Below are 25,875 nucleotides of genomic sequence, written 5' to 3' on the forward strand. Positions count from 1 at the left end.
GTTTTTTTAGTTCTTATTTCCTTGGTTTTTAATATTTATATGAATAATTGTTCCTATAGGCTCATTTTTTTTAGTTCACGTCCGCAAAATAAAATGTTATTATGTACCAGATAGCATGTTAAACATGGGAATTGAACGTTAGCAGAAGAGAAATTGTCGAATGATGTAGAAAATTACGGTCATTCTTTCCGCGATGATCTCACTAACGGAGATTCCGACGAATGTTAGGGTTCAGCTTATTTCAGGATAGGTAATCCAGGGAAGGACAAAACAAGGCATGAAGGCTAATCTACAGGATCAGAGAATGGTAGGCTGGGTCGCCATTGGCGGTCTGATATGTTTCATCGCAGCTCAATGGTTTCGTTCCTCCGAAAGCTCTGATCTGATCGTATCGGCATATCCGGTTCTTATGTTATTGGGAGGGTTTGCAGCAGCTGCGGCGTGTATCGGCATATATAATCAGAGCTGGCTGTTCCAGACCCAGAAGCTGACCTTACGCCGAATTTCGTTAACGACATTGTTTTTGCTGATCGGACTGTTTGAACTTGTTCACATTGTGTCGTTTGCAGAGGGAATTCCGAACGGAGCGATGCTGGAATCGGAATTTTCGCTCAGAATGATGACATGGGGATCGCTGTTATGCGCATTGGGTTTGTTACTGATTTATGCGATGGGAGACAAGGAAGTTGCGTCTCCGCGCAAAATTTTGCTTTTTGGCGGAACGTTGGTGACTTTTGTCGCCTTGTATACGTTGGGCATTCAGGAGTGGAACGGGTTCCCTAAGCTGATGCAAGGCAGCGTCCTTAGCCCAACGTTTATGCAAATCCATTTTGCGATTGGATTGCTGTACGGCGTTGCGGCCATTATTTTGTTCGTTAAATGGAAACAAAATCAAGAAGCTGAACTAGCCTCCCTTTTGTGCGGGGTCATGTTTTTTTTCTATGCGGAATGTTATTACGTTGCTGCAGTACGTTTTGATGATCTGAACTTGTGGTTTGGTCTGGTCAGCAATTGCCTCGGTTACTTTCTGATTCAAAAAGGACTTTATGTGTCCGTTGTGGATACGCCATTTCTCAAACAGCAGGTCGCCGAAGCCAAGATGAATTATATCGCTCATCATGACGATGTAACCGGGCTGCCGAACAGGCGTCGCCTGACGCAGCGTTTGAGAAGCATGATGGACGAAGCGGTGGAGAAAGAGCAGCTTGTCGGGGTTTTGGTATTGAATATTAATCGTTTCAAAAACATTAACGATTCGCTTGGGCAGAAGGCGGCCAATGACGTTTTGCGCCAAGTAGGGCAATTGCTGAAAAACTCGGCTCTTCCCGACGAAGAAGTATTCGGGTTGGGGCGGGATGAGTTTGTCGTGACCATAACCGGATTTCCGGAAGCCGAAACGGCATTAAGGCGGGCGAGAACGGTCATGCAATTGTTCGAGAAACCTGTTCAAGTGGACGGAAACGAATACCATTTGACGCTTGGCGCAGGACTCGCCCTGTACCCTCATGACGGCGATTCGCCCGAAGAGATCATTCAAAATGCGGATACCGCGCTTCATTATGCGAAGGAGCAGGGCATAGAGCTGAACCGCTATGCCCATTCGATGCAGATGAAAGCGCTGGAACGGATGCAGCTCGAGAATGACCTGCGCAAGGCGCTTGATCGGGGGCAATTTTATCTGGTGTATCAACCTCAGGTTAATTTGGCGAGCGGCCTGATCGTAGGCATGGAGGCATTGGTACGATGGCAGCATCCGGAGAGAGGCTCGGTATCGCCAGCGGATTTTATTCCATTGGCCGAAGAGAGCGGGTTGATCGTTCCCCTTGGAGAATGGGTGCTCAGGGAGGCGTGCAAACAGAACAAGCTCTGGCAGGAGGCCGGTTATCGCAAGTTATGCGTATCGGTGAATTTGTCCATGAGGCAATTCAGGCACTCACATCTGTTGGACAATATCCGCAGCATTTTGGAGGAAACGGGACTTGATCCGGCATGGCTGGAATTGGAGATCACGGAAAGCATGACGTTTGATAAAGACCGTGCTTTTGAACAACTGCGCAATATTAAAGAGATCGGTGTTCACATCAGCATCGATGACTTCGGAACGGGCTATAGCTCCTTGCACTATCTAAAGGATCTGCCAATTGACCGGCTCAAAATCGACCGTTCTTTCGTCAACGAGGTGATGGTGGATCGCAACAATGCGGCAATTGTTTCGACCATTACTTCCATGGCCCATCACCTGCAGTTGAAAGTGACGGCGGAGGGCGTGGAAAATGAGGAGCAGCTGTCCTTTTTGCGTGACCAGCATTGCCATGAAGCACAGGGTTATTTTTTCAGCAAGCCGATCGAGGCTGCCGATTTCGAACATTTGTTTTTGCGCGATGCGGCAGGATAAGCATGGGGCAGCGGCGTGATGACGCTTCTGCCCATTTTGGCATGATCGACCATTCATCGAGCTAAAAACCGTTGCACGGGAAAGGTGGACATGATATATTGAATTATGTAAAAACGATGTTAAGCGCGTTGTCGGGACGTAGCTCAGCTTGGTAGAGCACCTGGTTTGGGACCAGGGGGTCGCATGTTCAAATCGTGTCGTCCCGATCTTTTTCATGCGGGTGTAGTTCAATGGTAGAACTCCAGCCTTCCAAGCTGGTAGCGTGGGTTCGATTCCCATCACCCGCTTTATGATGAGGCAGCACTCCAGCCCTTGCGACAGCAAGGGTTTTTTCGTGGTTTCACGAGATGGAGGGGGAGGGGCTTAAGAAGCTTCGCGGGAATGGGCTTTGCTTTTGGAGGAGTTTCTGATACAATGGCGGAGTAACGATACTACGCATGAATGAGAGGTAACCATACGTCCCATGAAGTAAGACACATGAAATCGAACCTTATGAACTGCACAGTGTTATTGACGCAGTCAGTCGCAGCGGCTGAGCAATGAGGGATTCGTGTGTCCAATTCGGCATTTGGGATCAGATATGGGAGTACAGTGTGCATATGCATGTTTGTACGCAGCACCCTGTTTTTAGGGTTGCTCTGTTCATGTCTTGGCGTATCCATATGTCCGTTTGAGATTTCATGTATTTTCGAATTGCCAGACCGCCGGCTGCTGCCGGTGGTTTTTTTGCTTTTTAATTCGAATTCAGGAAGGATGAGAGCTCATGACGACATTGGTACGCCTGCATGAAGTATCGAAGGATTGGAACGGGATGGAGTTGTTTTCAGGGTTGAGCCTGGAAATCAATGAAGGAGAACGGCTGGCGATTCTAGGCCGAAATGGATGCGGCAAAACGACGCTGCTGCGGATGATTCTTGGTGAAGAAGACGGCGGGGGGCGTATTGAACGGCACCTTCCCCAGCGGGAATGGAGTTATATGAGGCAGCGCTCCAGCATTGCTCCCGGGACGCTTGTACTGGATGCGGTGCGGCAGGAAAGCGGGGCGCTTCATGAAGTGAAATGTAAGCTGGAACGTTTGGAACAACGCATGAGCAGCGGGGAAGGAGATAATGAGCAGCTGCTTGCCGACTATGCTGCGGCGTTGGAGCATTACGAGCGGTTGAACGGGTACATGTGGGAGACCGACGTGGAAAAAACATTGGGCAAGTTGGGGTTGACTCAGGAACACTGGAATCGGACATATGATTCCCTGAGCGGCGGGCAAAAAACTAAAGCGCGTCTAGCCGGCCTGCTGGTCAGCCGTCCCCGGTTCCTCATCCTGGACGAACCGACGAACCATCTGGATGAGGAGAGCATGCGCTGGCTGGAAGAATGGCTGGTTTCCTATGAAGGGACGCTGCTGTTTGTATCGCATGACCGGACGTTCATCGATCAGGTCGCCACGAGTGTCGTTGAGTTTACGAATAAAGAACTTACGAAATATAAAGGCGGATATTCGGATTACAAAACGTACAAGGAGCAGGAGCTGCGCAAGCAAGAAACGCTTTATCGCAACCAGGAACTGGAGCGAAAGGCATTGCAGGAGGCGATCCGCAATTATCAGCAGTGGTTCCATAAGGCGCACAACTCGGCAACCGATGTTGAGGTGAAGATTACCCAAAGCTTTTACAAAGCGAAAGCCAACAAAAACATATCCCGTTACCATGCCAAGCAGAAACAGTTGGATCGTTTGGAACGAGATCGGGTGGAAAAGCCGCGCGAGGCGCCCAAGCTGAACATGGAATTGCAAGTGAATACGCTTCACGCCCGGCAATTGCTTGCGATGGAAGGGGTCGATTTTGCCTATCCGGGCGGGCCGCCGCTGTTCAGCGATTTACGGTTTGCCGTGGAACGCGGCGACCGGTTGGCCGTGCGCGGGCCGAATGGTACGGGTAAAACAACACTGCTCAAACTGCTGATCGGCGAACTGGATCCGGTGCAGGGCCATGTAGCGCGCCATCCGCAATTGAAGATCGGTTATTTTTCGCAGGAGCTGGAAGGATTGCCCGAGGATGTTACGCTGCTGGACAGTCTGCTGACCCTGCCGTCCATGACGCAAAGCGCAGCGCGCACGCTTCTGGGATGTTTCCTGTTCTCGCGGGATGATGTGTTCAAGCGAATCGGAGATCTGAGTATGGGAGAGAAATGCCGGGCGGCGTTCCTGCGGTTGTACTTTGGCGGGGCCAATCTGCTCGTTCTGGATGAACCGACCAATTATTTGGACATCGATACGCAGGAAGTCATGGAGGATGTGCTGAAACGGGCTTCCGGCGCGTTGGTTCTTGTCTCCCATGACCGAATGTTGACGAAGGCGCTTGCCAATCGGCTGCTTGATCTGGAGCCGGGAGGCAAGGTACGCCGATTTGAAGGAAGCGTGGAGGAATTGGAGGAATCGTTGAAGCTGCGGGATAGCGCGTTGACCATTCGGGATGCCGACGACGAAAGACTGCGACTTGAACTGCGGTTATCCGAGCTGCTGTCGCCGTCCCTTCAGCCTGGAAAGGGAACGGTTGCCGATCCGGAACAGGAGGCCGGGCGTGCGGCGGAGACAGCCGAGATTCGGGAAATTCAATTCCGGCTCAAACAGTTGCAAAAGGGCTAACTTTTGCTTATAATTATGAACATTCAACGCTTGAGTTAACCTAAACCAACTTATGCAAACGTGATGATGGAGATAAGTAAGCAGTGCCTCTGGACAGGGAGGAAGCGCCGCGGATTGAGAGCGTTTCTGTAGAAAAGGGCTGTCGAAATTCACTCCGGAGCGGTTCCTTGAACATGGCTGCGTTCATTGCTGCCATCAGTAGGGGCAAACGGCTAACGGTCGTTATTCCGTTTAGAGTGAGACATACGGGCTGCGCGGTAAGCGGCGTGGCAGAACCGGATGTCTAACAAGGGTGGTACCACGGTCTTTTCGTCCCTTTATGGGGAGAAAAGGCCTTTTTTGTTGCAATAAAACCACATGAGGGGGCTGTTCACATGAAAGAACGTTTGGAGGCATTAAAGATCGAAGCGCTGGATCAATTGTCCAGTGTTAACGATCCGCAGACGCTTGGTGATCTGCGCGTAAAGTATTTGGGTAAAAAGGGCGCGTTGACCGAGATTTTGCGCGGTATGGGCGCGCTGAGCGCGGAGGAGCGCCCGGTCATCGGCCAAGTGGCCAACGACGTTCGCGGCGCCATCGAAGCCGTGATCGAGAGCAAACAGGAGCAGTTCACGAAAGAAGAGACCGCAAAACGTCTCCAATCCGAAACGATCGACGTTACATTGCCTGGCCGCCGTGGGCGTCAAGGGGGATTGCACCCGCTAACCAAGGTGGTGCAGGAAATCGAAGATATTTTCATCGGTATGGGTTACCGCGTAGCGGAAGGTCCGGAAGTCGAAACCGATTATTTCAACTTCGAGGCATTGAATCTGCCTAAAAACCACCCGGCCCGCGACATGCAGGATTCGTTCTATGTCACTGAAGAACTGCTGATGCGTACCCATACTTCTCCGGTTCAGGTTCGCTCCATGCAAGCGATGCAGGGTGAAGTGCCGCTGAAGGTCATCTGCCCAGGCAAAGTGTACCGTCGCGATGATGACGATGCAACGCACTCGTTCCAGTTCAACCAGATTGAAGGCATCGTGATCGGCGAAAACATTCGCATGAGCGATCTGAAAGGCACATTGCTGCAATTCGTACGCGAAATGTTCGGGCCTCATACGGAGATTCGCCTTCGTCCAAGCTTCTTCCCGTTCACCGAGCCAAGCGCTGAAGTGGATGTCACTTGCGTGCAATGCGGAGGCAGCGGCTGCCGGATGTGTAAACAAACAGGCTGGCTTGAAATTCTCGGTTGCGGCATGGTTCATCCTAAAGTGCTTGAAATGGGCGGTTACGACCCGGAAAAATACAGCGGTTTTGCCTTCGGCATGGGCGTTGAGCGTATTGCCATTCTGAAGTACGGCATCGACGATATTCGTCATTTCTACAACAGCGACCTGGCATTCCTTAAGCAGTTCGGGCGGTTGTAAGCGATAGAACCATACATTCTTCTGCGCGTGTCAGCATGATTTGGCATGATCGCGCCCAGGATCGAAACATCAAATATAGATTAAGGAAGTGAACGTGCATGCGAGTATCGACGGATTGGCTGTCTGATTATATTTCCCTGGAAGGCGTGGCGCCACAGGAGCTGGCGGAGAAAATCACCCGTTCCGGCATCGAGATTGACGTGGTGGAGAACCGCAACCAAGGCGTGAACAAGGTTGTTGTAGGTTATGTGAAAAGCAAGGAAAAACATCCGGATGCCGACAAACTGAACGTTTGCATCGTGGATGCTGGGCAGGAAGAGGATTTGCAGATCGTCTGCGGCGCGAAAAACGTGGATGCAGGCCAAAAAATCGCGGTTGCCCTTGTGGGTGCCAAATTGCCTGGCGGGCTGGACATCAAAAAAGCCAAGCTGCGCGGCGTTGTATCCATGGGCATGATCTGTTCGGCGAAAGAATTGGGTATGAACGACAAATTGCTGCCGAAGGAACAACAGGAAGGCATTCTGGTGCTGCCTGAAAATACCGAAATCGGAACGCCGATTGCCCAGGTTCTCGGTCTGGACGATCATGTCCTGGAACTGGACCTGACGCCGAACCGTTCGGATTGCCTCAGCATGCTGGGTGCGGCTTACGAAGTCGGTGCCATCCTGGGACGCGACGTGAAGCTGCCTGATCCGCAGCAGCATCTGGTGGAGATTTCGGATGCGGCGGCAAACCACATTTCGGTGCAAATTTCGGCTGCGGAGCAGTGTGCTCACTATGCAGCTCGTTATGTTACGGGCATCAAATTGGGAGCGTCCCCCCTCTGGATGCAAAATCGCCTGATGGCAGCGGGCATTCGCCCGATCAACAACGTCGTCGACGTAACCAACTATGTCATGCTGGAATACGGTCAGCCGCTGCACGCATTTGATGCGGATAAATTGGAAAAAGGGCACATTGATGTGCGTATGGCGCAGGAAGGCGAAACCATCGTGACGCTGGATGGCCAAGAGCGCAAACTGGAGCCGCATATGCTCTTGATTACGGATGGCGTGAAACCTGTGGCGATCGCCGGGGTCATGGGCGGCGAGAATTCCGAGGTTGCGGAAGGCACTGTCAATCTGTTGCTTGAATCTGCCAAGTTCGATGGCGGAACTGTACGGAAAACGTCGCGCCAACTGGGGCTGCGTTCCGAAGCGAGCCTGCGTTTTGAGAAGGAAGTGGATCCTGGAGCAGTCATTGCTGCATTGAATCGGGCTGCGGAATTGATCCAACGTTATGCGGGCGGCGAAGTTCATCAGGGGATCGTTCAGGCAGGAACGGAATCCGCAGAGAAACGCGTCGTGAAATTGTCGCTGGACAAACTCAACCGTTATCTTGGAACAGATCTGTCGCTGCTTGAGGTTAAAACGATCTTCGCCCGTCTGCACTTCGCCTGCGGCGATGCCGAACAAGGCATCCTGGACGTGGAAGTTCCGACGCGCAGAGGGGATATCACACTGGATGTGGACTTGTTCGAAGAAGTAGCACGCCTGTACGGGTACGACAACATTCCGACTACGCCGATCGAAGGGCCTACGACGCCTGGGGCATACACGCGCGCTCAAGCAATGCGCCGCACGATCCGCGGTTTGCTTGCAAACAGCGGCTGGCAGGAAATGATCAGCTACTCCTTCGTACATCCGGATAAGGCATCCTTGTTCCCGTCCCTGACGGCAGGCAGCAAAACGGTAAAATTGGCCATGCCGATGAGCGAAGACCGCAGCGTGCTCCGTACAAGCGTACTTCCGCAAATGCTGGATGCCGCGGTGTATAACATGAATCGGAAACAGGACTCCCTGGCGGTATTCGAAGTGGGCAGCGTGTTCTTCACGGAAGAGGAGCAGTTGACCAAACAACCGCATGAAATTCCGGTTTTGAGCATGCTGCTTACGGGCCATCGTGCTCCTCAACAATGGAATGCCGGTGCGGAAAAAGTCGATTTCTTCGATTTGAAGGGGGCTTTGGAGGAACTGTTTGCTTATCTGGGTCTGGAGAGCCGTATTCGTTTCGTGGCCAACCAGCCGGAAGGATACCATCCGGGACGTTCCGCATCCGTATATTTGAGCGATCTGCATGGCGGCGAGGATAAGCTGATCGGAACGATGGGCCAATTGCATCCGGAACTGCAATTGCAGTATGATCTTAATGATGTGTATTTGGCAGAGATCGGTCTTGAAGCGATTTACAGCGATGCGGATGCGGATATCCGTTACCGCGAGCTTCCGCGTTTCCCTGCGGTTGAACGGGATATTGCGGTCGTTGTCGGCAAAGACGTCGAAGCGGGAGCCATGCTCCATGCCATTCGTGAAGCAGCTGGGGAATTGATGCAAACCGTACAGGTATTCGATGTGTTCACCGGAAGCAAATTGGGAGACGACAAGAAGAGCGTAGCAATGGCTCTCGTGTACCGTCATCGCGAGCGCACGCTGACCGATGAGGAAATTACCGAGGTTCATTCCCGCGTCGTTTCGCGCCTGGAAGAACAGTTCGGCGCGGAGCTGCGCAAATAGGGACGAAGCATCTTCTCACTGAGTTAACAAACGAAGCCGTGCTGCCCAAGCGCCATGAAGACCGGACAGAGGGGGCTTTCGGTTCAGCCTCGCCTCTCACCTTCGGCTGAATGGATTGCAAATAAGCTGATTGTGGCCGCTAAAATAAGATGGATTTGCAAGGAAGACGGAACGTGCTTTAAATGAAGTCCCTCTTGAAATATCAGGAAGCCGATTCCTTGGCGCTTTTACTTTCTGATATTATGAAAAAGAATTAGCAGGAATTGCTTAAAGTCACATCGAATCCTTAGCATTAGAGGATTGATGTGACTTTTTTTTGCTGACAGCCAAGAATCAACATACAGACTTGAAGGAGGGCACAACTGTGACTACACCTGATCGTACTCGCGTCACCGTAGAGATATACGGGACTTCTTATAAATTGGTCGGCAGCAGTGCCGAATACATGAAACAAGTGGCCAGCTTGGTGGATGAACGAATGAATACCATCTCCAAAAACCACTCCCGCTTGGACACGCCGCGCATCGCGGTCCTCGCGGCTGTACATATGGCCGAGCAGTCGCTCCAGGCTCAGGAGATCCGGAATGAGCTGAAGATGTTGACCGGCGAACGGACGGAATTGAGAAACGAGCTTAATCGCTTGAACGCGATTCAGAGTGAACACCGCAAGGAACTGGAACAGCGTGATCAGGCCATTGCGGAAGCCATCAAACAAAAGCAGGAAGCCGAGCAGGCCCAAGCCAAAATGGCGGCGGACAACAAGGCGGAGATTGCACGATTGAATGCGATGTTGGAGCAGGAAAGGACCCGGTTTGCTGAACGCGAGAAATCGATGCAGGCCCAGCATGCTGCCCAACTTAAGCAAGAGGCCGAGAAGCAGCAGGCAAGGTTGAGGGAAGCAGAAGCGAAAGCAGCCAATCAGCTAAAAGAAGCGCAAGCTCAAGCAGCGGCGCAGCAAAAGGAAATGCAGAGCCGTGCTGCCGCAGAACTTCAACAGGCTCAAGCGAAGGCGGCGGAGCAGCTGAAGGCAGCGAAGGAGCAGCAGGCGCAGGCGGAAGCACGTCTGAAAGAAGCGGAAGCTCGCGCAGCGTCGGAGCGCCAGCAGCTTGAAGCGAAAACGGCGGAGCAGCTGAAGGCAGCGAAGGAGCAGCAGGCGCAGGTGGAAGCGCGCCTGAAAGAAGCGGAAGCTCGCGCAGCTGCGGAGCGCCAGCAGCTTGAAGCGAAAGCGGCGGAGCAGCTGAAGGCAGCGAAGGAGCAGCAGGCGCAGGCGGAAGCACGCCTGAAAGAAGCGGAAGCTCGCGCAGCGTCGGAGCGCCAGCAGCTTGAAGCGAAAGCGGCGGAGCAGCTGAAGGCAGCGAAGGAGCAGCAGGCGCAGGCGGAAGCGCGCCTGAAAGAAGCGGAAGCTCGCGCAGCCGCGGAACGCCAGCAGCTTGAAGCGAAGGCGGCGGAGCAGCTGAAGGCAGCGAAGGAGCAGCAGGCGCAGGCGGAAGCGCGCCTGAAAGAAGCGGAAGCTCGCGCAGCCGCGGAACGCCAGCAGCTTGAAGCGAAGGCGGCGGAGCAGCTGAAGGCAGCGAAAGAACAAGCAGAGGCTGCTATACTAGCCGAACTGGAGCAGGCCGAAGCAGAGCTGAACAAGGTGCAGTCGGAAGCGGCCAAACAGGTCGAAGAGCTGCAAGCCACCATGGAACGGCGTTTGCAGCAGGCTGAAGAAGAGAAGGCCCGACAAATTGGTGAGCTCAAGGAGAAGGCCGATAAAGAACGTGCAATCATTCAGCTTGAAGCAGAACAAAATCTTCAGAACGAAATCGGTCGGGTTACGGTTGAATTCCGTGAAGCCAAGGAGCAGTCGGAACTCGAATGGATGGAAAAAGAGGTTGCCTTTGAGGCGAAGCTGGAGGCTGAAGCGAAACAAAAGAATGAACTGGCGGCAGCAGCGGCTGCCTTGGAAAAAGAACAAAGCAAGTTAAAACAGCAGTTGGAAGAGGAGAGACAGGAGGCAGAGGAGCTGCTGCGCGACGTCGAAGCTCAGCTTGGCGCCGTTCGTGAGCAGCTTGCGAGCACGCAGCAGCTGGTCACGGAGCAGGAAGAGAAAATTGCGCAGGAACTGGAACAGCTTCAGTTGTTGCAGGAAGAAAAGGCCGCGCGCATTCAGGAGAAAGAAATCCAAACGCGGCGAATCGCCGAACTGGAGCAGCAGCTGAACGAGCTGAAGCAAGATAGCGCGCGCCTGCAGGAAAAATTGCGTACAGCCGAAGCGGAAACAAGCCAATCCCGGGAAGCCGAACAGCAATGGAAGCAGCAGTATAATGAAGTCGTCGAGCGGGAATCTGCCTTGTCCGCGCAGCTTCGCAAAGCACAGGATCATCAGGCGCGGCTGGATGACGAGGTTCTGCGCTTGCAGGCAGCGGCATCGAGATCCGAGGAAGAGCAGCGCGGTCTGCAAAAGGTGCTGGAACAGGCTCATGCAGCCGTGCGTACGCTTCAGAACGAAATCGGCATGCTGACCAAGAGCGAGCAATCGTGGAAAGAGCTTGCCGAGCAGCGGCTTGCGGAGATCGGCGAATTGGAAACGCAAGTCCTGGAGGCCGTGGAACAGAACGAAACGCTTGAAGCCGGGGTGCAGTCCCTTCACGATGAATTGTCCGTCATCAAGGAAGAGGCGGATTCCTTCCGTAAAGAGGCCAACCGTTACAAGCAGGATTTTGCCCGCATCAATGATGAACATCAGCGACTCGCAGCAGAGCTGCACGACGTAACGGACGAACTGCATTCGCTGCAGGAAAGCTACAAGCAAATTCGCAGCGATTACGACGATGCATTGCAGCGCGAAGAGATCGGCGCGAGGGAATTGGAAAGACTGCAAGCCGAGAATCGCTCCATCAAGCAGTCGCTTGTAGAAGCAAACGATCAGGTAAAGATGCTGTCCGAACAAGTGGGCGAACAAGCAGCACAAATTTCGCAGACGGAAGAAGAAGCATTGGAGTGGCAAATCAAATACGAAGATTTGACGGCCAAACATGCCGAGCTTTCCGCACGGGTCGAACAACTGACTGCGCGTGAAGAGCAAATGCAGCAGAAGCTTGACGAGGCTTCAAGGAACGACCAGGTTTGGCAGCGACGTGCAGACGAATGGGCGGTGCAGGAGCAGGCTTGGCAAGAACGTTGGACTGCGCTGGAGAACGAATTGAACATGTGGCAGCAGGAAAGTGCGGTCAGCGTCGAAAAGGTAGAACAGCTGGAGAAAGAATGCAAGCAGCTGGAGCAGCTGCATGCAGGTGCGGTTGAAGAAAAGCAATCGATGGAAACGGAACTTCACGATATCGGCGAACGATTCGAGCTCGCAGCCAATCAATTGCGTCTGCTGCAGGTGGAGCGCGAAATAGAGCGTGAGAAAGCCGAGCAATTGAACACCGAATATCGGCAGCTGCAGGACGAGTATGCGAAACTCCAAACCGAATACAACGAGTGGATCGAACTCATCGAGCAGGACCAAAGTCAGCAATAACAGATACGGATATAACATTCAGGGTATGATCACTTGTGCGATCTGTTATAATACAAGAAGAGCTCCCGTCTAGTTGCGGGGGCTCCTTGTGATTGAACGTTTATGTTTATTCCTCAACGATGATTTTGGAGATCATTCTGCTGTGACCGCTTCCGCACCATACGGAGCAGGACACCTGAAATTCTCCGGCCTTATCGGGAGTAATCACTTTTGTGTTTTTCTGGGAATCGAGCGACAGGTTTAGCTCTGGCACGAGAATGCCATGGTTTCCTTGCACATTCTCATACACGATTTTGACCGGGACGCCTTTTTTGATACGGTATTCCGGCTGATCGAATTCATAATTGCTCGCTTTGATGACAAGCTCTTCGCTTGCGGTCACGTTCGCTTCGGACTCGGCGCTGTCGCTGGAGCCTGTCCCGCCACAGGCGGTGAGCATGAGTGCCAGCATGCAGATCGCTAGCCATGCGATTCCTTTTTTCATCATGTGCCTCCTTTAGCCTGTTGAAATAGATGGAATTTGAATGATTTCCTCAAATCATCATACCTCATTCCATGAGAACATGACCATGCCGGCTTTGTCATCTTTTTGAAAAATGCAAAGCGCAAAAACCTCTTCAGGCGGAAAGCCTTCGGAGGTTTATTGGACAAGCCTTTTCAGTTGTCGAGACGTGAATCAAAGTCCCTCGAGATTAGACCGATATTTCGGTTACGAATTGTTTTTGGAACTTCGACCGGCTTCAAACGGCGTGGATACCGGGATAAAGAGGTCGATGATGCCGATCACCAGAGCCGCCAGAATGGCTCCGAGCAAAGTGACTCTTACATGATCGACCACATACTGGCCAAGCCAGATGACCAGGGCACTGACGATGAAACCTACGATGCCTCGGCCAAACGGAGTAACCCGTTTGCCAAATACGCCTTCAATGATCCAACCAAGCAAGGCGATGACCAAGGCCAGCATCAATGCGCTCCAGAATCCGCCAACGGCAAATCCCGGCACAATCCAGCTGACTACCATCAACACGATCGCGGCAATGACGAATCGTACGACATGTCCCAGGAAATTCATACGGTTTACCTCCTTTTCATCAGATCGGATATGCATGGGACATCCAGTTCACAATGTTAATGTAGATGTTGCAATATCCTGACACCCGTAGTTTGTGGCGGAATGCTGCAACTTATGTGTGGAAGGATTCGTTAAATAGCGCAGCTACGATTCATTCGTTATAATACAGATATAGCTTGGAAGGAGTTGTACACTTGGACACGAAAATTTTGCACACATTAGAATACCGGAAAATTTTAAATACATTGCAGGGCTTTGCCCAAACCTCCATGGGGAAACGCAAAGCCGAACAGTTGGAGCCGGTGAGTGAGCTGGAGGAAGTAAAACGGCTGCTTCAACAAACCGATGAGGCAGCGACCTACGATCGCCTGAAAGGAATGCCTTCTTTTGGCGGTATCGTGGATATCACGGCATCCGTTAAACGTGCGGAAATCGGCGGTACCCTCAATCCGCATGAATTGCTGGGCATTTCCAATACAACCCTAGCGGCCCGCAGGCTGAAACGGCAAATTGCGGCTCTGCATGAGGATGAGCCATTGGAAACACTGGTTTTTATCAGCGACCAGCTCTCGGAGCAAAAAGCGTTGGAGGATTCCATTCGCAGCTGCATCGATGACAGTGCCGAAGTCGCCGACACGGCGAGCGTGACGCTGGCTCAGATTCGTCGGGAACTGCGGGGCGGGGAAGCGCGCATCAGGGAGAAGCTGGATTCGATGATCCGTTCCTCTACGGTGTCGAAGATGCTTCAGGATCAGTTGATTACGATTCGGGGCGACCGCTTCGTGATCCCGGTCAAAGCGGAGTATCGCTCTTACTTTGGCGGGATCGTGCATGACCAATCGGGTTCGGGGGCAACCCTTTTTATCGAGCCGGAATCCATCGTAGCCATGAACAACAAGCTGCGGGAGACGCGAATTCGCGAGGAACGGGAAATAGAAGTCATTCTGCAAAAATTGACGGCGTTAGTCAGCGAGCAGGCCGAATGGCTGTTGTACGATGTCGATTTGCTCGGTTCGCTCGACTTCATATTTGCCAAGGCGCGCTTGGCGCGTGAATTAAAGGCAACGCTTCCGCGCATGAATGACCGCGGGTTCATCAAGTTGAAAAAAGGCCGGCATCCGCTCATTGCCATCGAAAATGTAGTGCCTACCGACGTTGAACTCGGAAACGATTATACGTCGATCATCGTCACAGGACCGAATACGGGCGGTAAGACGGTTACCCTCAAAACGATCGGATTGTTGAGCCTGATGGCCATGTCCGGATTGTTCGTTCCCGCTGAAGATGGCAGCCAGCTCTGCGTATTCGATGCCATTTATGCGGATATCGGCGACGAACAAAGCATTGAGCAAAATCTCAGTACGTTTTCCAGCCATATGACCAACATTATTCGGATTTTGAAAAACATGACCCCGAAAAGCCTGATCCTGCTTGATGAGCTTGGTGCGGGAACCGACCCGGCCGAAGGCTCGGCTTTGGCTATATCCATTCTGGAACACATGCATAGCTCCGGCTGTCGCATGGTTGCGACGACGCACTATAGCGAATTGAAGGCCTATGCGTATGAGCGGAAAGGCGTGATCAATGCAAGCATGGAGTTTGACGTAAACACGTTAAGCCCAACCTATCGTCTGCTTGTTGGTGTGCCGGGCCGCAGTAACGCGTTTGCCATTGCGGAGCGTCTGGGACTGCCCGGCCACATTCTCGACTATGCACGCGGCGAAGTGAAAGAAGAGGATCAGCGGGTTGAGCATATGATCGCTTCTTTGGAAGAGAACAGACTTACCGCCGAGCAGGAGCGCGAACGCGCCGAGCAGCTGCGTCAGGACATGGAGAAGCTGCGCAGCCGTTACCAGTCCGATCTGGAAAAACTGGAGCAGCAGCGTGATCGTCGAATTGAGAAAGCCGAGGAAGAAGCGAGAAGCATTATCGACAAAGCCAGAGCGGATGCGGAAAAAATCATTGCCGATTTGCGTCAGTTGGCCATGGAAGAGGGAGCTTCCGTCAAAGAACACAAACTTATCGCGGCACGCAAACAGCTGGATGAGGCAGAGCCCGAAAAACGCAAAAAAGCGGTCAAACGCACAGGCTCCGTTCCGAAGACCCGTGCGATCGGCCCGGGGGATGAAGTTCTTGTGTACAGCCTGAACCAAAAAGGGCATGTGGTTGAACTGGCGGGAAGCAAGGAAGCCTTCGTGCAGCTCGGCATTATGAAAATGAAGGTCTCTTTGGACGATCTGGAATTGCAGCAGTCCGCTCCGGCGGTGAAGCCTAAGCAGAAACCGGTAACGGGCGTGAAGCGCACGCGCGATGACAATGTCCGCAGCGAGTTGGATCTGCGTGGGGCCAATTTGGAAGAGGCGTTAATGGAAACGGACCGTTTCATTGATGAAGCCTTTCTGGCTAACTTAGGCCAAATTTACATTATTCATGGTAAAGGGACCGGTATTTTGCGTTCGGGTATTCAAGAATATCTGCGCAAGCATAGACATATTAAAAGCTACCGGTTAGGCAATTACGGAGAAGGCGGTAATGGTGTGACCGTAGCAGAGTTGGAATAACAGGGCGTAATCAAGCATGTTCCGCTGGATCGGTTGCGTTTGACAGCAGGAACGGGGAAGGAGAGCGATGAGTGAAGGGGACGATTGACCAGCTGCTGTCCCATCCGCTAGGGATGGTTCTCGGTTTTTTCTCGGTTGCGATTATGGAGTTGCTTGTTTTTCTGGCTTGTTTCGAGTTGGTCACGAAATACAAATGCTGGGATGAAATCAGAAAGGGCAACGTGGCGGTAGCTATGGCTACGGGTGGCAAAATTTTTGGCATTTGCAATGTGCTTCGTTTCTGCATCCAGGCCAAATCTTCCGTGTATGAAGCGATGATCTGGTCGTTTGTAGGTTTTATTTTGCTGCTGATCGCCTATTTTCTATTTGAGTTTTTGACGCCGGTCTTCTCCATTGACAAAGAGATCGCGGCGGATAATCGGGCCGTTGGATTGATTTCCATGATTATTTCGGTCGCGCTGTCTTTTGTCATCGGCGCAAGCATCATGTAAGGAGGCCTTGCATGAAAATTTTAATACGTATTTTGTTTGCGGCATCGATTGTATTTTTTGCCATCGGTGTGATCTACGTCATGAACACGTGAAATGATGTTTGAATAAAGAAAGGTTGATCAGGTTATGGAAAAAACAATATGCCCTTGGTGCCAAACCGAAATCGTATGGGATGAGGAACTTGGGCCAGAGGAAGAGTGCCCTTATTGTCATAATGAACTGAACGGGTATCGCACACTCAACATCACGCTGGGTGACGAGGAAGGTGCCGAGAGTGTTTATGACGAAGAGAACGAAGTGGAGGATGACGATCAGACAGCCGATCTGACTGCACTTTGGGGAGAAGAGGTTGAACTGAAGATGCCTGAACTGCGCACGTTAACGAAGTATGCGGACGAAGGCCATGATTTGCTTCAATATGAAGAAGGTGTGGAGAAGCAGCTCGACGTGCAGGAGGAGGTACCGGAGTGCCCTCACTGCCGGGAATTTATGGTGCTGACCGGCACACAAACCACGACTGCAGAACATTTTGCCTCTGTTCACAACCATGCATCGGGTTCCGGTCTCCTGATGCCAATGCCATTTACGGTTCAGATGTATGTCTGTTCAGGTTGTTTCCAGGTTCAGTATAGTCTTGCTGAAGAAGATCGGATGCGTCTGATTCAAAACCTGAGTGCTCGTAAATAGCAGCAAACGCGTAATTCACTGAAAATCGTATAGACTTCCAGAGGTTTCATCATGTTTTTCTTCACCTTGGGGCAGGTTAACGTTATGACTGCCTGCTACCTATATTTCAGGTGGATGAAGGAGGAAGCAGATGAAGGTTACTCTGGGCCGACAATCCATTCTGCTGCTTGGCGTGAATGGATTGTTTGCGTTAGCCGGGGCTTTGTCCGGAACATTTCTGAATGTCTACTTGTGGAAAAGCCGGCCCGATTACAGCATGCTGGGATGGTTCACCGTGAGTCAACAGCTTACTCTTGGCGCAACATTCTGGCTTGCCGGAAAATGGGTCAAGGAACATGACAAAATGATCGCTTTGCGTCTGGGCACCGGGTTATCGGGCTTGTTCTACATGCTTGTCCTGTGGGCGGGGCCAAAGGCGGTGGATTGGATCTGGCCGCTGGGCATCCTGCTCGGCTGTTCATTGGGGTTGTTCTGGCTTGCCTTTAACGTTGTATATTTTGAGGTGACTGATCGTGAAAACCGGGATTTGTTCAACGGATGGGTGGGGCTGCTGGGCTCCGTGACGGGCATCGTTGGTCCTTGGTTCTCCGGTTTGATCATCTCACGGATGGCTGACAATTCCGGGTACCGGCTCATATTTACAGTATCGCTTGTCATCTATGTCATTGCCGTCGTGTGCAGCTTTTTCCTGAAAAAAAGAAAGGTCAGCGGTACATACTGTTGGACGGAACCGCTGAAGCAGTTATCCCGTAAGGGCAGCCCCTGGAGACCAATTGGCGTGGGGTTGATCGCTCAGGGGGTGCGAGAGGGTGTTTTTGCATTCTTGATCGCACTGCTCGTATATGTCGCCACCCAACAGGAGTATAAGCTTGGGCAATTCTCATTGATCACTTCATCCGTCGCGCTGGTGAGCTACTGGGCCGCAGGAAAATGGTTCAAACCTCGTTACAGGTCTATGGGGATGCTGTCCGGAGCGATATTGTTGTTCTTGGTTCTTCTGCCTCTATTATGGAAGGTTGGTTACGGCACCTTGCTGTTCATGGGAATCGGTTCGGCCATCGGCATGCCGCTGTACATGCTGCCGATGATTTCGGCAGGTTTCGATCTGATGGGGACAAGTGACGAAAACGTGGAGAAAAGAGTGGAACTTGTCGTATTGAGAGAGCTATGCCTCATGACCGGAAGACTGTTGGGGTTGGCATCGTTTTTGGTCATCGTTCAGAGTCAGCCATCGTTGCAAGAGATGGTATGGTTGATCGTAGGCCTGGGTGCATTTCCGCTTGTGGGATGGATTGCCATCCGCAGTTTGCTTAGCACGCATGATCCGAGGGCACCTCAGCGAAAATAAAAGAATAACAGGGTACTTGCGCCGAGTTCAGTTCTCGGGCAAGTACCCTGTTTTAGTTTGCTCCATGGCTTATTTCCATGATGCGGGAGAGGGTTTGTTGGTTCGTGTAAGTGAAAAGAGCTCCATATCTCCGTTTGGAGTACCCGTAACGGCGTCTGCCAGTATGGAGGCTGCAATCATGCTGTATACCGTCCCATTCCCTCCGTAACCCTCAAGAAAATAGGAATGAGGGAATTCCGGATGGGGGCCGATTAATGGCAGCCCGTCATGGGTATTGCCGAATACGGCCCCCCATGTGAAATCGACTTCCAGGTCTGGCAGAGGGAAGTACGCACGAACCTTCTTCAAGAGTTGTTCGCCGCAATGCTTGGCTCGGTGTTCTCTCTGATCCTTGCGCGGCAAATCTTCATCCATCCCGCCAGCCACGATTCTTCCGTCCATCGTTGTCCGCATGTATGTGTATGGAAGCGCGGATTCCCAAATGAGATAGCGGTCATACCAACTGCTGAGATCCGGCAAAGGTTTGGTTACAATGACATAGGAAGTCTGGAGATAGGCCGTTTGATCCTTCTTGATGGACTGGGTTTCGTATCCTGTCGCAAAAATCACTTTGCGAGCATGAATCCGTCCACCCGGCGTATGGCACAACACGCCGTCTTTGAGGAAATCGCAATGGATCATGGCCGTTTTTTCGAAGATCCGGACCCCTTTTTTCGCAGCGGAATGAAACAAACCGTGTACGAAACGAAACGGATTCACCTCGGCATCGCCTCGGGTTAAAAGAGCAGCTGGTTTGCTAATCGAGAGGTGCTTGTTAATAAGGCCGGCATCCCAAAACGCTGCGTCGAAACCGTATCGCTGCAAAGTCCGGGCCTCTTTCTCCAGTATGTGAATGTCTTCTTGACTGCTGGCAAAGCGAAGACTATTTCTTGGGATGAAACAAGGATCCGTATCCAGCGTACCCGCGAGTCGTTCGAGCTGCGCCATGGCATCCCGGCAAAGTTCGTAAAACCGGACGCCGGTATATTCGCCGAATGTATGGATGCAAGAGGTCAACGTTTTGTCATTTGTGTTTTGCAGCAGACCGGCACTGGCCAAACTGCTGCCGTGAGCAATGTTTCTTTTTTCAATGACGACCGTATCCACCCCCTGATCGGCAAGCAGCCGTGATGCTAATGCGCCTCCCATGCCGCCACCGATGATGAGGCAATCGCATGTAAGATCCGTTTGCAGCACAGGGTATGTTGGCGCATCGGTCATCGTGGAAGGCCAGAAGGGCGTACCATATACAAGTTCCAAGAGGGGCAACTCCTTTTCGGTAAGGGATTCTGTATACTTTCGGAAGACAAGGTAAAAATAATCCCGCATGCACTTCAGGTTAAGGAGGATCATTCCTATGCAACATGCGCAAATCCAGGCACTCAGTCCCAAAGAGCTGAATTACATCGCGGACTCCATTTCCAATGAGGAACTGTTGATCAAGCAGTGTGCGGCAACGGCCTCAACCACGCAAATTGCACAAATCCAGCAAGCTTTGAACCAGTACGTTCGCTCCCATGAACAGCATTTGAACACGCTGACTGCCGCGCTGCATCAGCATCAGTCCATTGCTCCTACGCAACCCCAGTAAGGCCCAAAATCAAAAACGCTGAAGGAGGAAGCCCTGTGTATTCTCAATCTTTGTCATCCGGGGGAAGTTTTATGCAGGAACAAGACCTGCTCAGTTCGATTCTCGCAAACCTGAGACGCACGGCGCGCGAGTATACGACCGCCACAACGGAAGCGGCTTGTCCGGCGGTTCGCCAAATGTTTATGGATTTGACGAACGATACGCTCAGGCTGCAGGGCGAGCTGTTCAATCTGATGCAGCAAAACAATATGTATTCCGCTTCGTCGAAGGCGCTCCGCCAGGACATAGACAAGCAAATCCAGTCTGCCCATCAGGCGCAGCAGAAATGCCAGCAGTTCGTGCAGGAGAAAAGCACGCAATCTGCCACGTACAACCATGCACCCAACGTTCCGCAGCATCCGGCAAATTACGGCAATCCCTATTACGTGTAATTTCCCGGAATGAGTTTTGAATCCGAAAAAAGCAGAGCATACCACCGCTTGCCCGAATTCCGAGCAGGCGGTTTTTGTGTTTGCACAGACGTTAAATTCATGTAATATTAGTATTAATTCATTTTCAGGAACCTGATAAGTGCTGGAGGGAAAGGCATGAAGGATTTGAACGATTTGCAATTGAAAGTTCTCGATCTGTTGAAGGAAGATGCTAGAAGAACTCCTGCATTGTTGTCGACACTGCTCGGCGAACCGGAGGAACATATCAAAAAGGCTGTCGAGGAACTGGAGCAAGAACACGTCATCGTGAAGTACGCCACGGTCGTAAACTGGAGCAAAGTGCACGACGAGAAGGTCACGGCGTTGATCGAAGTGCAAATTACGCCTGAACGGGGGCGCGGTTTTGAAGGGATTGCGGAGCGGATCTATCTGTATCCTCAGGTCAAATCCGTTTACTTGATGTCTGGCGCGTATGACCTGCTCGTCGAAGTCGAGGGCGGCAACCTGCGCGAGGTAGCCAATTTTGTGTCGGAGAAGCTGTCTCCCATCGATTCGGTCCTTTCGACCAAAACCAACTTTATTCTCAAAAAATACAAGCAGGACGGGATTATTTTCGAGGACCATCAAGAAGATAACCGTCTCATGATCTCGCCGTAAAGGAAGATGTGTCATGATATTGAATGAACAGACAACAGGAAGCACCAAAACCATGAATTCATATTTGTCGCCACTGGTTCAGCAAATTCCTCCTTCCGGCATCCGCAAGTTTTTCGACTTGGTCGGAGACAACAAGGATATCATTACGCTAGGGGTCGGCGAGCCGGATTTCATCACGCCGTGGCATATGCGCGAAGCGTGCGTGTATTCGTTGGAACGCGGCATGACCAGCTACACCTCCAATGCGGGCATGCCCCAGCTGAGGGAGGCGCTCAGCGAGTATTTGGATACTCAATTCCATACGAAATATGATCCAAAAAACGAAATCATCGTAACGGTCGGCGGCAGTGAAGCCATTGACTTGGCCTTGCGCGCGCTCATCGTGCCAGGAGACGAAATTTTGATCCCGGAGCCGTCGTATGTAGCGTATTCTCCCATTGCTTCCATAGGCGGCGGCGTGCCGGTCGGCATCGAAACGTATGCGAAGGACCAGTTCAAACTTACGGCAGAAGCGCTTGAGGCCAAGATCACGCCTAAATCCAAGGTCGTCATTCTCTGTTATCCAAGCAATCCGACGGGAGCGATCATGACGCATGAGGATTGGCTGCCGATCGCTGAGGTAATCAAAAAGCATGATTTGATCGTCATCGCGGATGAAATTTATGCCGAGCTGACGTACAACCAAAAACATGTCAGTTTTGCAGCCGTCCCCGACATGAAGGATCGCACGATTCTGGTCAGCGGTTTTTCCAAAGCATTTGCCATGACGGGCTGGAGAATCGGGTACATGTGCGGGCATCCCGAGTTGATCTCGGCGATGCTGAAGATTCATCAATATACGGTGATGTGTGCGCCGGCCATGGGTCAGGTAGCTGCTTTGGAGGCATTAAGGAACGGAATGGCCGAAAAAGACCGGATGGTGGAATCGTATAACCAGCGGAGACGATTGATCGTGCAAGGATTCAGAGACATCGGTCTCGATTGTCACGAGCCTCAGGGCGCGTTCTATGCGTTCCCGAGCATTCAAAAGACGGGGCTCAGCTCGGACGTATTTGCCGAACGCCTATTGACGGAGAACAAGGTAGCCGCCGTGCCAGGAAACGTATTTGGGCCTCAAGGTGAAGGCTTCTTGCGGTGTTCCTATGCGACATCTGTCGCGCAGTTGAATGAGGCATTGGATCGGATTGGGAATTTTGTCCATAAAGTGTTGAAAGAGGGATAACAGATTGTAGCAAAAGCTGTTGATGTTACATTTCGGATATACGGAAAAAATAACTTTCTTTTACAAGATTTTATGATATAATTTCATTTTGAAATAAGTTTTCATAAAATTGAAATGAAATCCATTCCAAGGAGGGTTAGCTTTGTTCTGTGTTGAATATGATTTACCGACGAATCGTGGACATTATTTGGCAGAAGGCGATCATGGCGACCGATGGTCGGTGAACCCTGAGCACGCATCTTTGCATAACGTTTCCTTGGAAGAAGAGATCCATATGTTGCGATGCAAAATGGAACAGTTATTTTTGGAGGAGAAATCCTTCACTTCGGATATCGTTATTGAAATCAGCAGCTTGCTCGATCTGAAAATCAACGAATATTACATGAAGCAGAAACCGACAAAAGGCAAATAATTTTGTCCTTGAGCGAAAACGTTACCTGTAAGGAAATGAGACCCCCATCCGGGGTCTTTTTTGATGATCGTTGAGAAAAGACAAATGATACAAAATGGTCTTGTAAAAGGCATAAGAGGCCTGGACGGGCACGCTGTTTTTGCGAGTGGGATAATTGTGATATATTTGTAGTTAGGAGAATAGAGGGGGAATGGGGATGAAAAGGTTTTGGGGAATGCTGTTCATCGTTTCGATCGTTTTGATGCTGTCCGGATGTGGCGGCAAGGATGGTTTTACCATTTTCATCATTGATAATCAAGGTAATCCGTCGGTCATTTCCGAACAGCTGCAAACCAATTTGCAGCAAAAACTGGGTGAAGAACCGAAGGTTGAAGTCATTACTAGCGCGATGTACGACGTGCAAAAAATTTTGGTCGAGTATGCGGCCGGTGGACATGACATTTTCATCTTGCCCGAGGCAGACATGAAACAATATGGAAAAAGCGGGTCCAATGTTCCGCTGGAAGATACGTTTGATGCCGAGAAATACAAACGGGGCGTGTTTGACGGAGGCGTCCTGGTTGAGCAGGGCGAGGGAGACAACGGTTCCGACATCAAAACAGAATCTCATCTCTACGGTATTCCGCTGGAGGAGATGCAAATGTTCAAGGACGTGAAATATGCGGCCAGCAATTTGTTTGCCACGATTCCGGTGTCCGCTTCCAATGTGGATGAGGCCAAAAAAGTTTTGAAGGCGTTGACAGAATAAGAGAGCTTCCATTCAAACACATCGACAGAGGAGGAGAGCGGATTGCTGATAACGGTCACAGGCGGCGTCGGCAGCGGCAAAACCCGGTTTGCCCTCGACTATGCAGCCCGGATTAGCCGGGAAGGGATCTATTTGTCCACAGGCGACCATGATCCAGTGAATCCGGAGCTGCCGTCCGCTCATTACCGGGCCATATCGGCAGTGAAAGGGCCCCAATTGGCCCAGGTTATTGATCAGATCAACCGGGAATCGAATCTTTATTTGGCGGATCAGCGCATTCTTATTGTGGATAGCCTAACCGCATGGATGGCGGCGAGCTTCGACGTCTGTGACAATCTGAACGAACAGAGGAACGATACCCAGAAATTGCTTGGCGCATTGCTTTCGTACCAGGGCAAACTGCTCGTCATTACGAACGAAATGCATGCATCGCTGCAACCTTCCGAGAAAGAGCGAGTTTTCGCAGCTCGCATGGCGTCCGTGAACCGGATGCTTCAATCTCACTCGGATCGGATGTTTATGCTCGTTTCAGGGCTGGCCATTGATTTGAAATCACATGCGCTGCGATATGAATAAATGTTGAACCCATGTAATAAGCCTCGGCCATTCCACTTAGGGAGGGACCGAGGCTTTACTCATGTATATCCGTATCTATTTAAGCGAGTTTGTTACTTGCGGGATTTGATCCGTTTGATCCACCAGATGACAAAAATAATGGCGGCAATCGCAACAATGACATAAACAACCAGTGAATAGACATCCATGAACTCCAAAATGCTCTCCCACGATGCGCCAAGCGCGGCGCCGACCGAAACAAGGATGATGTTCCAGACCAGTGTGCCAATCGTTGTAAAGAGAATAAACAGGCCAAATTTCATGTTGGACATGCCTGCCGGAATGGAAATCAGGCTGCGAACCAGCGGCACCATGCGGCAGAACAATACCGTCCATATCCCATACTTGTCGAACCAAGCATCGACGCGGTGGATATCTTCCTTCTTGATGCGCAGGATATGGCCCCATCGATCCACGATTTTTTCCAGGCGTTCAACGTCGATCAGCAGCCCGATGCCGTACAGGATGATGGCACCAAGCACCGAACCGATCGTTGCCGCGATAATAACGCCGGGAAGGGTGAGGCCGGTATAGGTGGTCATAAATCCGCCAAAAGGCAAAATAATTTCCGAAGGAATGGGCGGGAACACGTTCTCCAGGGCAATGATCAACGCAATGCCGATGTATCCGTATTGTTCCATGAAATCGGTGATCCAGTTTTGCATAATCGTCTCCTCTACTATAAAATGACATAGATTTGGCGCGCATTCGCAGAACATACCAATTGTGGTATACGTATAGGGCCTGAGGTTGGTTTCTGAAAATTTGCATTTCCGTCACACCCGCAGGTCAAGTATACTGGTAAAGTTGAGGACAAGAAGAATGTAGTCGATCTTACCCATGCTCATGGGAACGCTGACGTTAAAGATTTAGCCAATGGAGGGATCAAGATGGGCATATATACAAGAACCGGTGATGAAGGGCAGACTTCGGTGATCGGAGGACGAGTGGTCAAGGACGACGATCGGGTGGAGGCTTATGGCACGATTGATGAGTTGAACTGTTTTGTCGGTCAGGCCATCAGCCTTATCGATGATGCAAAGGGCTCGTTCGAAGACCTGAAAGAACAGCTGTCGGAGATTCAACAGGAGCTGTTTGATTGCGGCTCCGATCTGGCGTTTGTCAACATTACGGAAAATCGGTATAAAGTAAAAGACGACAAGGTTGCGCGGCTGGAGCAATGGATTGATCTGTTCGATACCGAAAATCCGAAAGTGGAGCGGTTCATCATTCCTGGGGGCACCCTGCTGTCTTCTGCGCTTCACGTATGCCGTACCGTGTGCCGTCGTGCCGAACGCCGGGCAGTCACGCTAGGGCAGCATACCGACATCAATCCGTCTGTGCGTCGTTACTTGAACAGGCTGTCGGACTATTTCTTTGTGGTTGCCCGGACAGCCAATGCAAGACAGCAGGTACAGGATGTTGAATACGTTCGCAGCAAAAAGGTTTTCCGCCGCAAAGAGGCAAAGAGTGAGGAATGAACGGCAAAGGAATGA

Annotated in this window: 21 protein-coding genes and 2 tRNA genes; 19 read left to right on the forward strand and 4 right to left on the reverse strand. The window is 51.4% G+C overall.

Features of this window, described 5'->3' with window-relative positions; translation table 11 throughout:
• Window positions 1-277 precede the first annotated feature (277 nt).
• The 7 genes from MKY59_RS08405 (at window position 278) to zapA (ending at window position 12,502) form a co-directional block, all read left to right on the forward strand.
• Complete coding sequence (locus MKY59_RS08405) at window positions 278-2,395, forward strand: EAL domain-containing protein (protein ID WP_339277076.1); 2,118 nt, start codon at window positions 278-280, stop codon at window positions 2,393-2,395.
• Between the two features lie 132 nt (window positions 2,396-2,527).
• Window positions 2,528-2,601, forward strand: a tRNA-Pro gene (locus MKY59_RS08410).
• 10 nt (window positions 2,602-2,611) lie between these two features.
• Window positions 2,612-2,682: transfer RNA gene (locus MKY59_RS08415), tRNA-Gly, on the forward strand.
• 476 nt (window positions 2,683-3,158) lie between these two features.
• Window positions 3,159-5,036: an ABC-F type ribosomal protection protein gene (abc-f, locus tag MKY59_RS08420; protein WP_339277078.1), complete on the forward strand. Its 1,878-nt coding sequence runs from the start codon at window positions 3,159-3,161 to the stop codon at window positions 5,034-5,036.
• A gap of 374 nt (window positions 5,037-5,410) precedes the next feature.
• Window positions 5,411-6,445, forward strand: a complete 1,035-nt coding sequence (gene pheS / locus MKY59_RS08425; protein ID WP_236415963.1) for a phenylalanine--tRNA ligase subunit alpha — start codon at window positions 5,411-5,413, stop codon at window positions 6,443-6,445.
• Between the two features lie 98 nt (window positions 6,446-6,543).
• Window positions 6,544-8,997: a phenylalanine--tRNA ligase subunit beta gene (pheT, locus tag MKY59_RS08430; protein WP_236415961.1), complete on the forward strand. Its 2,454-nt coding sequence runs from the start codon at window positions 6,544-6,546 to the stop codon at window positions 8,995-8,997.
• Between the two features lie 364 nt (window positions 8,998-9,361).
• Window positions 9,362-12,502 (forward strand): cell division protein ZapA, encoded by a 3,141-nt coding sequence (gene zapA, locus MKY59_RS08435; protein WP_339277081.1) that lies wholly within the window; start codon window positions 9,362-9,364, stop codon window positions 12,500-12,502.
• A 106-nt stretch (window positions 12,503-12,608) separates the two neighbouring features.
• Here zapA and MKY59_RS08440 read toward each other — a convergent pair whose 3' ends face one another.
• Window positions 12,609-12,986, reverse strand: a complete 378-nt coding sequence (locus MKY59_RS08440) for a cytochrome C oxidase subunit II (RefSeq protein ID WP_339277082.1) — start codon at window positions 12,984-12,986, stop codon at window positions 12,609-12,611.
• A 225-nt stretch (window positions 12,987-13,211) separates the two neighbouring features.
• Window positions 13,212-13,577, reverse strand: a complete 366-nt coding sequence (locus MKY59_RS08445) for a phage holin family protein (protein WP_236415956.1) — start codon at window positions 13,575-13,577, stop codon at window positions 13,212-13,214.
• Window positions 13,578-13,771: 194 nt separating this feature from the next.
• Between MKY59_RS08445 and MKY59_RS08450 the strand changes: the two genes are divergently transcribed.
• The 4 genes from MKY59_RS08450 (at window position 13,772) to MKY59_RS08465 (ending at window position 18,664) form a co-directional block, all read left to right on the forward strand.
• Window positions 13,772-16,138 (forward strand): endonuclease MutS2, encoded by a 2,367-nt coding sequence (locus MKY59_RS08450; RefSeq protein ID WP_339277083.1) that lies wholly within the window; start codon window positions 13,772-13,774, stop codon window positions 16,136-16,138.
• Between the two features lie 71 nt (window positions 16,139-16,209).
• Window positions 16,210-16,629: a DUF350 domain-containing protein gene (locus tag MKY59_RS08455; RefSeq protein ID WP_236415952.1), complete on the forward strand. Its 420-nt coding sequence runs from the start codon at window positions 16,210-16,212 to the stop codon at window positions 16,627-16,629.
• 126 nt (window positions 16,630-16,755) lie between these two features.
• The gene (locus tag MKY59_RS08460; protein ID WP_339277085.1) at window positions 16,756-17,316 is read left to right on the forward strand and encodes a hypothetical protein; all 561 of its coding nucleotides are present in this window, start codon (window positions 16,756-16,758) and stop codon (window positions 17,314-17,316) included.
• A gap of 130 nt (window positions 17,317-17,446) precedes the next feature.
• The gene (locus tag MKY59_RS08465) at window positions 17,447-18,664 is read left to right on the forward strand and encodes an MFS transporter (RefSeq protein ID WP_339277086.1); all 1,218 of its coding nucleotides are present in this window, start codon (window positions 17,447-17,449) and stop codon (window positions 18,662-18,664) included.
• 69 nt (window positions 18,665-18,733) lie between these two features.
• Here MKY59_RS08465 and MKY59_RS08470 read toward each other — a convergent pair whose 3' ends face one another.
• Complete coding sequence (locus tag MKY59_RS08470) at window positions 18,734-19,963, reverse strand: FAD-dependent oxidoreductase (RefSeq protein WP_339277087.1); 1,230 nt, start codon at window positions 19,961-19,963, stop codon at window positions 18,734-18,736.
• Between the two features lie 97 nt (window positions 19,964-20,060).
• Here MKY59_RS08470 and MKY59_RS08475 point away from each other — a divergent pair, with 97 nt between their 5' ends.
• The 7 genes from MKY59_RS08475 to MKY59_RS08505 all read left to right on the forward strand — a co-directional run bounded on the left by MKY59_RS08475 (window position 20,061) and on the right by MKY59_RS08505 (window position 24,340).
• Entirely contained in the window at window positions 20,061-20,294 is a 234-nt protein-coding gene (locus tag MKY59_RS08475; RefSeq protein WP_236415942.1) for a hypothetical protein, read from the forward strand.
• A gap of 35 nt (window positions 20,295-20,329) precedes the next feature.
• Window positions 20,330-20,725, forward strand: a complete 396-nt coding sequence (locus tag MKY59_RS08480) for a spore coat protein (protein WP_236415940.1) — start codon at window positions 20,330-20,332, stop codon at window positions 20,723-20,725.
• 156 nt (window positions 20,726-20,881) lie between these two features.
• Window positions 20,882-21,382 carry an Lrp/AsnC family transcriptional regulator gene (locus MKY59_RS08485; protein ID WP_236415938.1) on the forward strand — a complete coding sequence of 167 codons (501 nt, stop codon included), beginning with the start codon at window positions 20,882-20,884 and terminating at the stop codon, window positions 21,380-21,382.
• 13 nt (window positions 21,383-21,395) lie between these two features.
• Complete coding sequence (locus MKY59_RS08490; protein ID WP_290371449.1) at window positions 21,396-22,604, forward strand: aminotransferase class I/II-fold pyridoxal phosphate-dependent enzyme; 1,209 nt, start codon at window positions 21,396-21,398, stop codon at window positions 22,602-22,604.
• A 142-nt stretch (window positions 22,605-22,746) separates the two neighbouring features.
• Entirely contained in the window at window positions 22,747-23,016 is a 270-nt protein-coding gene (locus tag MKY59_RS08495; RefSeq protein WP_339277089.1) for an aspartyl-phosphate phosphatase Spo0E family protein, read from the forward strand.
• A 196-nt stretch (window positions 23,017-23,212) separates the two neighbouring features.
• Window positions 23,213-23,764: a hypothetical protein gene (locus MKY59_RS08500; protein WP_236415934.1), complete on the forward strand. Its 552-nt coding sequence runs from the start codon at window positions 23,213-23,215 to the stop codon at window positions 23,762-23,764.
• A 42-nt stretch (window positions 23,765-23,806) separates the two neighbouring features.
• A complete protein-coding gene (locus tag MKY59_RS08505) occupies window positions 23,807-24,340 on the forward strand; it encodes a bifunctional adenosylcobinamide kinase/adenosylcobinamide-phosphate guanylyltransferase (RefSeq protein ID WP_236415933.1) in 534 nt (177 codons plus the stop codon).
• A gap of 92 nt (window positions 24,341-24,432) precedes the next feature.
• Here the strand turns inward: MKY59_RS08505 and MKY59_RS08510 are convergent, their stop codons facing one another.
• Entirely contained in the window at window positions 24,433-25,044 is a 612-nt protein-coding gene (locus tag MKY59_RS08510; protein ID WP_236415931.1) for a DedA family protein, read from the reverse strand.
• 225 nt (window positions 25,045-25,269) lie between these two features.
• Here MKY59_RS08510 and MKY59_RS08515 point away from each other — a divergent pair, with 225 nt between their 5' ends.
• A complete protein-coding gene (locus MKY59_RS08515) occupies window positions 25,270-25,860 on the forward strand; it encodes a cob(I)yrinic acid a,c-diamide adenosyltransferase (protein WP_236415930.1) in 591 nt (196 codons plus the stop codon).
• The last annotated feature ends 15 nt before the right edge of the window (window positions 25,861-25,875 follow it).

The organism is Paenibacillus sp. FSL W8-0426 (genome assembly GCF_037969725.1).
Lineage (GTDB): Bacteria > Bacillota > Bacilli > Paenibacillales > Paenibacillaceae > Paenibacillus > Paenibacillus hubeiensis.